Raw genomic sequence first — 13,237 nt, 5'->3', positions numbered from 1 at the left:
GATGCAAGACCTTAGCGGAATCTGGTCGCTTTCTGATGAAAGCGGCCAAATCAAAGCTGAATTCGCCCTGCCCGGCGATGGCGTGGATGCCTTGCACAAGGCTGGCAAGATTTCCGACCCCTATTGGGGTCGGAACGAATACGACCTGCGCTGGATCGGCGAACGCGACTGGACGGCGACACGGCAGTTTGATCACGCCGGAACCGCGTCGGAACTGGTGATCGAAGAACTCGATTGCGTGGCGGAAATCTGGCTCAACGGGTCTCAGGTTCTGGCTGCGGAAAACATGTTTCGGCGTTATCGTATTAACGTTTCGACAACGCTGCGGGCGGGCAAGAACAACATCGAAATTCGCTTTAAATCCCCGGTGCGCGAAGGGGCGGCGCGGCAGGCGGCCCAGCCGTTCTTTCTGCCGTGGAGCGATGCAAACTCGCCCATCCCGAACGGCAACCTGCTGCGCAAACAGCAATGCGATTTTGGTTGGGACTGGAACATTGCGCTGGCGACCTTTGGCCTTTATGGCGCGATCCGGCTGGAGCCCATCGGCCCGCGTGTGGGCGATATCATCGTCAAGCAGACGCATTCCGGCGGCAAGGCGACGGTCGATCTGACGGTTCAGGTCGTGAACACCACCGCACCCGTGACCGCCACGCTTTGCGGCGTGACGGCCACCGCCCAGCCCGATGCCACCGGCAAGGCGCACCTGCAACTGGTGATCGACAAGCCAGACCTCTGGTGGCCCGCTGGCCTTGGCCCGCAGACCCTGCACGACCTGATCGTTACCTGCGACGGGGCCTCGGCCCACCGCAAGATCGGGCTGCGCGACCTGCAACTGGTCAGTGAACCCGATGCGGCGGGTCGGAGCTTTGGTTTCAAGGTCAACGGCCATCCGGTCTTTGCCCGCGGGGCAAACTGGATTCCCGCCGATGCCTTGGCAGGCCGGATCACCCCCGAAGCCGTGCGCGATTTGCTGCAATCGGCGGTCGATGCGAATATGAACATGATCCGCGTCTGGGGTGGCGGGCGCTATGAACCGGATTGGTTCTATGACCTGTGCAGCGAATTGGGGCTGATGGTCTGGCAGGACTTTATGTTCTCTTGCAACATCTACCCCTCCACCCCCGACTATCTGGCCGAGGTGGACGCCGAGGTGCGCGATGTCGTCGCCCGCATGAATCACCATGCCTGTATCGCCGTCTGGTGCGGCGACAACGAATTGATCGGCGCGATCAGTTGGTACGAGGTCACGCGCAAAGACCGTGACCGCTATCTGGTGAACTATGACCGTCTGAACCGCACCATCGAAACCGCCATGCTGTCGGTTCTGCCCCATGCGAATTGGTGGCCATCCTCGCCCAGCCCCGGCCCGATGAATTTCGGCGACGCTTGGCATGATGATTCATCGGGCGACATGCACTTTTGGTCCGTCTGGCACGAGGGGCGCGATTTCGATCATTACCGCGATGTAAAGCCGCGCTTCTGTTCGGAATTCGGGTTCCAGTCCTATCCTTCGATGAACACCATCCGCCGCTTTGCCGATGAAAAGGATTGGAACATCGCCGCCCCCGTCATGGAAAGCCACCAAAAGAACAAGGGTGGCAATGCGCGCATCGCGGAAACCATGTTCCGCTATTTCCGCTTTCCGGTGGATTTCCCGAACTTTGTCTATCTGTCCCAAGTCCAGCAGGGCCTTGCGATCAAGACCGCCGTCACCCAGTGGCGCAGTCTGAAACCGCATTGCATGGGGGCACTGTACTGGCAGTTGAACGACACCTGGCCCGTCTGTTCTTGGGCATCGCTGGACCACGGCGGTGATTGGAAGCTGATGCACCATATGGCGAAAGCCTTCTTCGCCCCAATCACGGTTTCCGCCGTGCCCTTGGGCGACAACATCGAACTGCGCGCGGTGAATGACACGCTGACCGCCGTCGATCTGGTGGTTTCCGCTGTCGCCGTGGCGATGGATGGGACGACACGGGCGATAAACAAAGCGCAGGTCACGGTCGCCCCGGATGCCGCCAAACTGGCGCTGACGGTACCGAAATCCGCCCTTGGCCCGCAGGACATGCTGGCCTTCACTTGGACCGATGCCGCTGGCAACCGCTTGGGTGGCGACCATTTCGCCCCCCTGCCCTACAAGGCCTATGATCTACAGGACGCAGGCCTAAGCCACACCATCACACCCGGCCCCGTCTGGACCATCACCATCGCCGCCGAAAAGCTGGCGCTCTTCGTTGCTGTCGAAGCCGACTGTGACGGGCGGTTCAGCCAGAATGCGATGGCGCTGTTCCCCGGCCATCCGGCGACGATCACCTTCACCCCGAAAGACCCCAAGGCCCAGCCGCAGTTCACCCTCCGGGATCTGCACAGCGCGACCTATGGAAAGAACACCTGAAAGGAACGAACGATGTTCAGCTATCAACTCTACTCCTCGCGCAACTTTCCGCCCTTGGCCGACACGCTGAAAATGCTGGCCGAGGCGGGCTATACCGGCGTCGAAGGCTACGGCGCGCTTTATGCCAATGACCAGCTTGTCGCCGAACTGGGGGCCGCGCTCAAGGCTACGGGCCTGTCGATGGCCACCGGGCATTTCGGTTTGCAGATGCTGGAAACCGAAGTGGATAAGGTTCTGTCGATTGCGAAATCGCTGAACATGTCGAAAATCTATTGCCCCTATGTGATGCCCGAAGACCGCCCCACCGATGCCGCCGGCTGGCGCGCTTTTGGTGCCCGGCTGGAAAAGGCTGGCGCACCCTATAAGGCCGCAGGTTACGGCTTTGGCTGGCACAACCATGACTTTGAACTGGTGGCCCTGCCCGATGGCACCATCCCGCAAGCGGCGATGTTCGAAGGCGGGCCTTCGCTGGAATGGGAAATGGACGTGGCTTGGGTTGTTCGCGGTGGCGCTGATCCGCTGAAATGGATCGCCGATTACAAGGATCGCATCACCGCCGCCCATGTCAAAGACATTGCGCCCAAGGGCGAGAATACGGATGAGGACGGCTGGGCCGATCTGGGCCAAGGCACCGTCGATTGGAAAACCATCATCGCCGCCCTGCGCGGCATTGGCGTGAAACATTTCGTCATGGAACATGACAACCCCTCGGACCACAAACGTTTCGCCACGCGGTCGATCGCGGCGGCTAAAGCTCTGTAAGGAAATAAGAATATGAGCAATCTTGGCATTGGCATCATCGGCTGCGGCAATATCTCCACCAGCTATCTGCGGCTGGCCCCGCTGTTCAAAGGGATGGAGGTGCGCGCCGTCGCCGACATGAACATGGACGCGGCGACCGCCCGCGCCGCCGAATTCAACACCCGCGCCCAGTCGGTCGATGACCTGCTGGCAAACCCGGATGTCGATATGGTCATCAACCTGACCATCCCCGACGCCCATTACGCGGTGTCGAAACGCATCCTAGAGGCTGGAAAGCACGCCTATTCGGAAAAGCCGCTGGTTCTGACGCTGGAAGAAGGCGTGACCTTGCGCGATCTGGCGAAGTCCAAGGGCCTGTCGGTCGGCTGCGCGCCGGACACCTTCCTGGGTGGCGCGCATCAGCAAGCCCGCGCGATCATCGACGAAGGCAAAATTGGCACCGTCACCGCTGCCGTTTGCGGCGTGCAGAACCACGGGCCGGAAGGCTGGCACCCCTCGCCCGAATTCTTCTTCCTGCCGGGCGCTGGCCCGATGCTGGACCTTGGCCCCTATTACATCGCCAACCTGATCAACCTGCTGGGCCCGGTGAAACGGGTTGGCGCGCTGGCCACATCCGCCACGCCGACGCGGACCATCGGTTCGGGGGCGCGGGCTGGGCAAGAGATTCCTGTCAAGACGCCCACGAACATCCACGCCCTGCTGGAATTCCATTCGGGCGCGACGGTGAACCTGACCACCTCGTGGGATGTCTGGAGCCACAAGCGCAACCATTTCGAATTCTACGGCACCGAAGGTTCGCTTTACGTCCCCGATCCGAACTTCTTTGGCGGCAAGCTGGAGATTGCGGGCCGCGACGGCGTCATTTCCGAGGTTGAGGCCTGGGATCACCCCTTCGGCAAAAACAACCAGGAACACCCGCGCGGCGCGGTCGCGAACTATCGCACCGCCGGTCTGGCCGATATGGCGATTGCTGTGGCCCAGGGCCGCGATGCGCGTTGCTCGCTGGAACGCACCCTGCACGGGGTTGAGGTGATGACCGCCTGCCTGACATCGGGCGAAACGGGCGAATTCGTCACCCTGACCACCACCTGCACCCGCCCGGCAGCGCTGGGGCCGGATGAGGCCCGCGCACTGCTGGTGTAATTCCGGGACCTCCCTCCCGGACTGACGGGGCGGGGCTTGGGGAAACCCTTGGCCCCGCCCCAACCACATAAAACAACAGGTAGGCACATGATCCAGAACCCCGTCTTGCCCGGTTTTAACCCCGACCCGTCCTTTATCCGCGTGGGGGATGACTACTACCTCGCGACCTCCACCTTCGAATGGTATCCCGGCGTCCAGATCCACCATTCCCGCGATCTGGTGAACTGGACGCTGGTCAGCCGCCCCCTGCGACGCAAGGCGCAGTTGGACATGCGCGGCAACCCGGACAGCTGCGGCATCTGGGCGCCCTGCCTTTCCCATGCCGACGGCAAATTCTGGCTGGTCTATACCGACGTGAAACGGCTGGAGGGTTCGTTCAAGGACGCCTACAACTATATCGTCACCTGCGACACGATTGACGGTGAATGGTCCGACCCGATCTATGTCAACGCCTCGGGCTTTGACCCTTCGCTGTTCCATGATGATGATGGCCGCAAGTACTTCATCAACATGCGCTGGAACCATCGCGGTTCGGGCACGGGCGGCAACCCGAAGAATGACAGCTTTGATGGGATCATTCTGCAAGAATGGGACCCGGTCAAAGGGCTGATGGGGCCGGTGGTGGACCTTTGGCAGGGTACTGACCTGGGTCTGGGCGAGGCGCCGCATCTGTTCAAGCGCAACGGTTACTATTACCTGACCATCGCCGAAGGTGGCACCGGCTATGACCATGCCGTGAGCCTGGCCCGGTCACGTTCGATCACTGGCCCCTATGAAACCCATCCAGACAAACATGTGCTGACCGCCCGTTTCAACCCGGAAAGCCCGCTGCAACGGGTGGGCCATGGCCAGTATGTCGAGGCCGCCGATGGCAGCCATTGGCACAGCTTTCTGTGCGGCCGCCCCCTGCCCGAGGGGCGCTATTGCCCGATGGGTCGCGAGACGGGGCTGGCGCGGGTGGAATGGCGGGATGATTGGCTCTATCTGGAAGGCGGCGGGTTTGTGCCCCCGATGACCATCCCGATGCCCGCCGAAAAGAAACCCGACCTGCCCGTGGTCCATGATTTCACCATGGCCGACCTTCCCATGGATTATCAGTGGCTGCGGACGCCCGAGCCGGAGCGGTTGTTCAAGCTGACCGGCCAAGCCCTGCGGCTGACGGGGCGGGAGAGTATGGGGTCGTGGTTTGAGCAGGCCCTCGTCGCGCGGCGGCAGGAGCATCACCATTATCGGGCGAAATGTGTGGTCGAGGCGGACCCGCAGACCTGGCAGCAGGCGGCGGGGTTGGCCACCTATTATAACCGCCACAAGTTCCACATGGCCCTCGTCAGCCATGAAGAAGGCCGCAAGATGCTGGTTGTCTGTTCTTGTCTGGGGGACTGGCAGACCACGAAACTGACCTATCACGGTCGCTATGAAATGCCGCAATCCGGGCCGGTCACGATTGGGGTGGAGGTTCGCGGGGCCAGCCAGCAGTTCACGTTGAACGGGGCGGCTGTGGGGCCGGAACTCGATGCCAAGATCATCACGGATGAGGGGGGCAAGGGGGAGCATGCGTCCTTTACCGGGGCCTTTGTCGGGATGTTCGCCCATGATGTGACCGGGCAAGGCTGGACCGCCGATTTCAGCCGGTTCGGATATTGGCCGGGCTGAGGTTTTCAAGACCGCAAGAAACGCCGCCCCTTGGGGCGGCGTTTTGCTTTTCACGCGTGAAAAGAGTGCAAGGGATTGTTTTTTCATAAAAACATTGTGGCAAGGGTGGCATGGTTAACAGATTTCCACTGTAGTCCCCCCTCGACCTCCCAAAGAATGCTGCGCACGCATAAAGGGTATTGCTCCCCACTTAGCGCAATCAGATAGTGTCAGCGGGCAGGATTCTGGGAAGGGAATCAGGATGATGCGGGTTTGGGCTTTTGGGTTGGTAGCGGTGGTCTGGGTTGGGTGTGCTGGGGCTGAAGGGCTTGCACGAAATGGATCTGAGTGTGATAATCTGCCCACGGACCTCCTGGAACAGTCCTTCGCCGACCGGAAGGCGCTTTTTACCCAAGGTGTCGCCGAGAAGTATGGTTGGCGCGTCCATGATCCCGCCTTTGAAGCAGCGACCGGGATGGTGGAAAATGCTTTCGAACAGGAAAGTCCGAAGCCCGTTCTAAGCTATGAACGGATGGTCTATCAAAGCACCGACGTTGATGCGAATGGCAAGGATGAGTTGGTCGTTTTTGGAAACTATCTTCAGGGTGGTCCAGGGCGGTATCGCTATGAATATCGCCTGACACTTTTCTGCGATTTCGACGACCCGAGAACATCGTACTGTGACTCGGACATTTTTAATAACGGAAGAAGCGTCAGATATCAGATGCGGGATTTTCAGCGTTACGAACGCTTGCCGCATTTTCAAACCTTCATGTGGGAAATGGATTATCGCGAAACCGACAATGGCAGCGGCGGACTGACTAGCTACCGCTATGGAGCGGTCTTTTTCCACGCAGAACCTGCGCAGACAGCCCAGAACGGGCCAATAGACATCGCGCTGTTCACATCGGCCCAACCAAAAATCGCCCTCACATCATTGTATTCGACAAACTCTGAATACCCAGAACAAGGCGAAACTTCGTTTGGCGCGGAAATTTTCGGTGTCCGCGCTGATGGTTTCGTTCAACTGGCCTTCTGCACTTGGATGATAAAATGACACTTGCTTTCATCACCACGATTAGCAAGCTATAGAGTGCGCATTCATGGTGAACCATTTTTAGCATAAAAGGAGCGCCATGAATGCGCACCCTACAGGTCAATGATCCACTAGTTAACCCTGCAACGAAAAATCAAAAAGTCTTAACCCAAAGGCTCGACAATTAGGCCGTCCAGCGGCTTGAAATCTGTCTGAAAGTCGCTATGATTGCGATCATCATAAATCCACGAAGCATAAATGATATTACCCATGTTGCAGAAATTCCTCCGGCCTTATCAAGATTTTGGCCCCGACACGTCGGACCGGGCGGCATCAACATACGGACATTCATCCTGTGACGAGACAAGACACTTCACCGCAAGGTCATCTTATCTCGCTAAAGCTATATTTACGATATTCATCTTTTTGGGAATACCACACCAAGCCTACGGCCAAACTGAACCAGATTCATCCTATATTCCAACGCGACAATGCGGCACGCCCCCGCGCGGCCCAGTCGTCGCAAGAAGCCCTGTTCATCTTGAAATAAGAGGTGAGCGCAAGATCATAAAATATTCAGAAACATCAGATGCGACGATAGAGGCGCGCTATGCCATTATTAAAGGCTCCAACTGCTGGATATCCTACTTTGCGAGCATCAGCGACTTGTCTCCAGATCGTTTCACCACCTCTTTTGCACACGCTATAAAGCACGACCCTCTTACGACAAGAGATCACAGCGGCAACATAGGGCACTTTGTCAAAGAGCTGATGGCCTATTTTTTTGATAATCCAGATTGGATCAGTTGTGAGTCCAGCTACGACAAGGCTATGGCAGAGAAGGATTTGGCCGCGAGTGTCTTGTCCTCGTCCGAGAAAATTCGGAAAGAAACTCTTGCGGCAAAAGACTTTAACAAGTGCCGCAGGTCTGTCGCCAGAAGCCTTGATAGACGTGGGTTTATCGGATCTTATACGGTCCCACGCTTTGAGAGTAATAATTTTTACGACAACAGATTCGGGTTTATAGTTCTAGATGGAAAGCTGATTTTGTTGAAGTGATCAGCAAGCTGTAGGGTGCGCATTCATGGCGCACCATTTTGGTGCAAAGGTTGCGCCATGAAGGCGCACCCTACTTTTCACTTCAGAATGCCGCACACGCATGCAGGGTATTACCCGCCCTTGTGCGCAAGCGAATAGTGTGAGCGGGGGGCTTCTGGGAACGGAATGAGGATGATGCGGGTTTGGGCTTTGGGGTTGGTGGCGGTCGTTTGGGCGGGCGGCGCTTGGGCAGAAACGCCGCCAAGAACCGATATGAACGCCTGCTATGGCGAAACGCTTGAGGTTTCGATTGTTGCGCGAGATAAGGATGGTATCGAACTGGAGCGCACAGATTTCTCACTGCCCCAACCGCAGGGGTGGGAAGCCTATCCAGTCGGCCAAACAGACGGACTACGTTGGCTTCCATGCCAGAAAGAGCCGGTAGAAGTTGGAGGAATCATCGGAACCTTCGTGGAGCCGCGCTTGGGGCAAGTCACCGACATGTTCAAAGTGCCTTTTGGTGTAAAGATGTGGCAATTACGCATAGACCATTATAATCCGGAATATGAAGATGAATATGCGAACAGGCACTTTGAACACATCGCCACATCCAATCCGCAAACCATTGAGGGTTTTCGATATCAGCGATGGCAGAATACACCCCCAGTCGGCGGAGGCTGGATTTGGCCCGATAGGTACAAAAGCCCCATCGGAGACTTTATCACCGCACAATGCACTTTGCTCTGCGTGGTATCATACAGGCTAAAGAAACATCTTAAAATCAGATATGACTTCAAGCTTGATATATACGTTGAAGTCCCCCCCTTTATCGAAATCGATCAGGCAGTTCGCGGCCAAATTCAGTCTTACATGAAGGACTAAGCGAGCCGTAGGGTGCGCCTTCACGGCGCACCTTTTGCGGCGTGATGGTGCGCCATGAATGCGCACCCTACGGGTCGCGATTTTTACTCCGGTATCACCAATGAAAAAGGTGCGCCTAAAGGCGCACCCTACTTTCGTTGAGCCTTTATCCGGCCCTAAAAATCAATCCTTGGCGCGTTCCACATAGGAATTGTCGTCGGTGTTGATGATGACGCGGGTGCCGGCGCCGATATGGGGGGGGACCATGATGCGCAGGCCGCTGTCGGTCATGGCGGGCTTGTAGGAGGAGGAGGCGGTCTGGCCTTTGACGACAGGCTCGGTTTCCGTAATCTCAACCGTGATGCGCTGGGGGAATTCGATGGCGATGCAGACGCCCTCGAATGTTTTCAACATGCAGGACATGCCTTCTTGCAGGTAAACCTTGCCGTCGCCGACGACATCGGCGCTGACGGCGAGTTGTTCATAGGTCTCGGGCTCCATGAAGTGGAAGCCTTCGCCGTCTTCGTAAAGGAAGTTGTAGCCGCGTTCGTCAACGGTGGCCTTTTCGACCTGTTCGGTGGTGCGCCAGCGTTCGGAGACTTTGACGCCATCGGAAATGCGGCGCATGTCGACCGAGGTGGTGGGGGTGCCTTTGCCGGGGTGGAAGTTGGCGGCAGAGAGGACGACGTAAAGGCGGCCGTCCAGATCGACGACATTGCCCTTGCGCAAAGACGAGGCGATGACTTTCACGTGGTTGTTCCTTAATGGTCAGGGCCTGCGGCCCGGAATTGGGGTGGCGGATAGCCTATTTGCGATGAAATCGCCAGTCGAAAGAGAGATGATGATGGAAACGCCGTTCTGGTCCCCTGTGCGCCATGCCGACCGGCGGCCGCTGCTTTTGGCGCGGAACCGGACGCAGGGGGCGATCCGGGGGATGCTGGGGGAAGAGGGGTTCGTGGAGGTGGACCCGGCGGGTTTGCAGGCAAGTCCGGGGAATGAGGCGCATCTGCATGGGTTTGCAACGGTGGCGATCGGGAATGATGGGCAGGGGCGGAAGATGTATCTGCATACAAGCCCGGAGTTTGCGATGAAAAAGCTGCTGGCGGGGGGGGAGGAGAAGATCTTTGCCTTTGCGCATGTGTGGCGGAACAGGGAACGGGGGGCGCTGCACAGCCCGGAATTCACGATGCTGGAATGGTATCGGGTGGGGGCGGATTATACGGCGCTGATGGAGGATTGTGTGGGGTTCGCGCGGGCGGCGGCGCGGGCAGCGGGGGCGGATGTGCTGCGCTATGGGGGGGTGGTCTGCGATCCATTTGCGGAGGCAGAGCGGTTGGGGGTGGTGGAGGCGTTTGGGCGCTATGCGGGGGTGGACCTTTTGGCGACGATCCGGGGGGATGGGACGACGGATGTGCAGGCCTTGCGGGGGCAAGTGGCGATGGCGGGGCTGCGGGTGGCCGAGGATGATACCTGGTCGGATTTGCTTTCGCGGGTGTTGGTGGCGCGGGTGGAGCCGCATCTGGGGCATGGGCGGATGACTGTGCTGGATCGGTATCCGGTGGCGGAGGCGGCCCTGGCGCGGCCTGCGGCGGATGATGGGCGTCTGGCAGAGCGGTTCGAGATTTACGCCTGTGGGGTGGAATTGGCGAATGGGTTTGGGGAATTGACGGATGCGGGGGAACAGCGGCGGCGGTTCCATGCCGAGATGGACGAAAAGCAGCGGGTTTATGGGGAGCGGTATCCCTTGGACGAGGATTTTCTGAGGGCCTTGGAGGTGATGCCGGCGGCGAGCGGCTGTGCGATGGGGTTTGACCGGCTGGTGATGCTGGCGACGGGGGCGCCGCGGATCGAGGATGTGATGTGGGTTCCGGCGGGTTAGATCCGGAAGATGGGCCGATGGCCCATCCTACGGTGGTTACCCCTTGACCCGCTGATTCTGCGGGTCATAGAGCGGTTCCAAATGGATCTGGGCCGGGATGATTTCGCTGGCGACTTCCAGGGCCCATTCCCCCGTTGTCAGCATCTCTGGCGTGACGCCGTCCTTGTTGCGGACATAGCCGAAGCCAATCGACTTGCCGACAGTATGGCCATAGCCGCCGGAGGAGAGCCAACCGACCCTTTCGCCGTTGCGAAGGATCGTCTCGCGGCCCCAGAGGGTGACGTTGGGATCGTCAACGGTGAAACCGGCAAAGCGTTTGGTGACACCTTGTTCGAGCTGACGGGCGACGGCGGCGCGGCCTTGGAAATCGATGCCGGATTTCATTTTCATGGCCCAGGCAAGGCCGGCCTCGACCGGGGTATGATCGGGGCCGATGTCGGAGCCCCAGGCGCGATAGGCTTTTTCCAGGCGCAGGGTTTCGATGGCGCGGTAGCCGGCGTTGATCAACCCGTCCCCTGCCCCGGCCTGCATCAGCGCCTCATAAACCGTCACCGCGACCTCGACCGGCATGTGGAGTTCCCAGCCGAGTTCACCGACATAGGTGACGCGCAGGGCCAGCACGGGGCAGTTGGCGACGGAAAGGCGGCGTGCGGTGCCGAAGGGGGCGGAAAGCTCGTCGGGGCAGATGCGGGAGAGGATGTCGCGGGCCTTTGGGCCCATCAGGGAGAGGACGGCATTGGCCCCGGTGACATCGACCAATTCGGCGCGGGCGTCAGCAAGGTTTCGGGCGATCCAGTCGAAATCATGGGTGGCAAAGCCGGTACCGGTCACGATGTAGAACTCGTCCTGCGCCAGACGGGCGACGGTCAGGTCGCATTCGATGCCGCCCTTTTGGTTCAGCATCTGGGTGTAGGTGAGGCTGCCCACGGCGCGATCGACATTGCCCGCAGCGATCCAGTTCAGGCGGGCAGCGACGTCGGGGCCTTTTAGGATGAATTTGGCGAAAGAGGTTTGGTCGAAGACCACGGCGGCGTTCCGCGCCGCATGGTGTTCGCGGGCGACGGCATCGAACCAGCCGGGGCGGCCATAGGAATAGCGGTCCTTGGGTTCTTGGCCGGGGCCTGCAAACCAATTGGGACGTTCCCAACCCAGCTTTTCGCCAAAGCAGGCCCCTGCGGCCCGAAGATGCGCGTAAAGCGGTGAGCGGCGGGTGGGGCGGGCGGATTGCATTTCCTCGGACGGCCAGGCGATGGTGTAGTGTTTGCCATAAGCCTCGAGCGTGCGTTCCCGCACCCATGAGGTGGAACCGTGGATGCGGCCAAAGCGGCGGATGTCGACGGGCCAAAGGTCAAAGGGGGCAGCGCCCGTGGCGACCCATTCGGCCAAGGCCATACCCGCGCCGCCGCCCGAGGCGATGCCAAAGGCGTTGAAGCCCGCGCCGATGAACAGGCCGGTCTGTTCGGGGGCCTCGCCCAGGATGAAGTTGCCGTCGGGGGTAAAGCTTTCGGGGCCGTTGATTAGTTGCTTGACACCCGCAGTTTCCAGCGCCGGGACGCGGGCGATGGCGTCGGCCATGAACTGGGAATAGTGGTCGAAATCGCTGTCGAGCAGTTGGAAGGTAAAGCCTTCGGGGATGCCGTTTTGGGCCCAGGGCTTGGGGTTCGGCTCATAGCCGCCCCAGACCAGACCGCCGACCTCTTCCTTCCAATAGGTGCGGCGGTCGGGATCGCGCAGGGTGGGGAGGGTCGAAGTGACGCCTTCGATGCGTTCGGTGACCATATATTGGTGTTCGACGCTGACGAGGGGGACGTTGACGCCCACGGTGGCGGCCAAGGCGCGGGTCCATTGGCCGGCACAAAGGACGACCTTTTCGCAGGCGATCAGACCATGGGCGGTTTCGACACCCTTGATCTTGCCGCCTTCGACGAGGATGCGGGTGACGGGGGTATCCTCGAAAATCCGGGCACCGGCCATGCGGGCGCCTTTGGCAAGGCTCTGCGTGATGTCGGAAGGGTTCGCCTGCCCGTCGGTCGGCAGATAGGCGGCACCAACCAGATCGTCGATGGACATCAGGGGCCAGAGTTCTTGGGCTTCCTTGGGCGTCAGAAGATGCATGTCGAGGCCGAAGGAATGGGCCGTGGTGGCCTGACGCTTCACCTCGGTCCAGCGGTCGGCATTGCAGGCCAGCCGCAGACCGCCGTTCATCTTCCAGCCGGTTTGCAACCCGGTTTCCTGTTCAAGACGGCGGTAAAGATCGACGGAATAGCCCAGAAGCTGGGTGATGTTGGCCGAGGTGCGGAGTTGGCCGACAAGGCCTGCGGCATGAAAGGTCGTGCCCGAGGTGAGCTTGGCGCGTTCCAGAAGGACGGTGTCGGTCAGGCCGAGTTTCGCCAGATGATAGGCGGTGGAGCAGCCAATGATGCCACCACCGATGACAACGACGCGGGCGGTGTTGGGGAAGTCGGACATAGGGGCCTCAAGCTTGTGATGT

General features: G+C 59.5%; 10 protein-coding genes. 8 read left to right on the top strand and 2 right to left on the bottom strand.

What is annotated here, in order from left to right; genetic code table 11:
* Position 1: 1 nt before the first annotated feature.
* From IE095_RS13220 to IE095_RS13190, 7 genes are all read left to right on the top strand, one after another.
* A complete protein-coding gene (locus IE095_RS13220) occupies positions 2–2,395 on the top strand; it encodes a beta-mannosidase (protein ID WP_189412147.1) in 2,394 nt (797 codons plus the stop codon).
* Between the two features lie 12 nt (positions 2,396–2,407).
* Positions 2,408–3,157, top strand: coding sequence for a sugar phosphate isomerase/epimerase family protein (locus IE095_RS13215; RefSeq protein WP_189412146.1), 750 nt, complete (start codon positions 2,408–2,410; stop codon positions 3,155–3,157).
* Between the two features lie 12 nt (positions 3,158–3,169).
* Positions 3,170–4,300, top strand: coding sequence for a Gfo/Idh/MocA family protein (locus IE095_RS13210; RefSeq protein WP_189412145.1), 1,131 nt, complete (start codon positions 3,170–3,172; stop codon positions 4,298–4,300).
* Between the two features lie 87 nt (positions 4,301–4,387).
* A complete protein-coding gene (locus IE095_RS13205) occupies positions 4,388–5,953 on the top strand; it encodes a glycoside hydrolase family 43 protein (protein ID WP_189412144.1) in 1,566 nt (521 codons plus the stop codon).
* A gap of 241 nt (positions 5,954–6,194) precedes the next feature.
* Positions 6,195–6,989, top strand: a complete 795-nt coding sequence (locus IE095_RS13200; RefSeq protein WP_189412143.1) for a hypothetical protein — start codon at positions 6,195–6,197, stop codon at positions 6,987–6,989.
* Between the two features lie 249 nt (positions 6,990–7,238).
* Entirely contained in the window at positions 7,239–8,027 is a 789-nt protein-coding gene (locus IE095_RS13195) for a hypothetical protein (RefSeq protein WP_189412142.1), read from the top strand.
* A 171-nt stretch (positions 8,028–8,198) separates the two neighbouring features.
* A complete protein-coding gene (locus IE095_RS13190; protein ID WP_189412141.1) occupies positions 8,199–8,888 on the top strand; it encodes a hypothetical protein in 690 nt (229 codons plus the stop codon).
* Positions 8,889–9,050: 162 nt separating this feature from the next.
* On the opposite strand, the gene efp is transcribed toward IE095_RS13190, so the two are convergent.
* Positions 9,051–9,617 (bottom strand): elongation factor P, encoded by a 567-nt coding sequence (efp, locus tag IE095_RS13185; RefSeq protein WP_189412140.1) that lies wholly within the window; start codon positions 9,615–9,617, stop codon positions 9,051–9,053.
* 91 nt (positions 9,618–9,708) lie between these two features.
* Between efp and epmA the strand changes: the two genes are divergently transcribed.
* A complete protein-coding gene (epmA, locus tag IE095_RS13180; RefSeq protein WP_189412255.1) occupies positions 9,709–10,746 on the top strand; it encodes an EF-P lysine aminoacylase EpmA in 1,038 nt (345 codons plus the stop codon).
* A gap of 36 nt (positions 10,747–10,782) precedes the next feature.
* On the opposite strand, the gene IE095_RS13175 is transcribed toward epmA, so the two are convergent.
* Positions 10,783–13,215 carry a GcvT family protein gene (locus IE095_RS13175; protein ID WP_189412139.1) on the bottom strand — a complete coding sequence of 811 codons (2,433 nt, stop codon included), beginning with the start codon at positions 13,213–13,215 and terminating at the stop codon, positions 10,783–10,785.
* Positions 13,216–13,237: the final 22 nt, after the last annotated feature.

The sequence above is a fragment of the Neogemmobacter tilapiae genome, assembly GCF_014652215.1.
Lineage (GTDB): Bacteria > Pseudomonadota > Alphaproteobacteria > Rhodobacterales > Rhodobacteraceae > Neogemmobacter > Neogemmobacter tilapiae.
The sequence above is the reverse complement of the archived record's forward strand: the minus strand, read 5'-3'. Positions and strand labels throughout refer to the sequence as shown.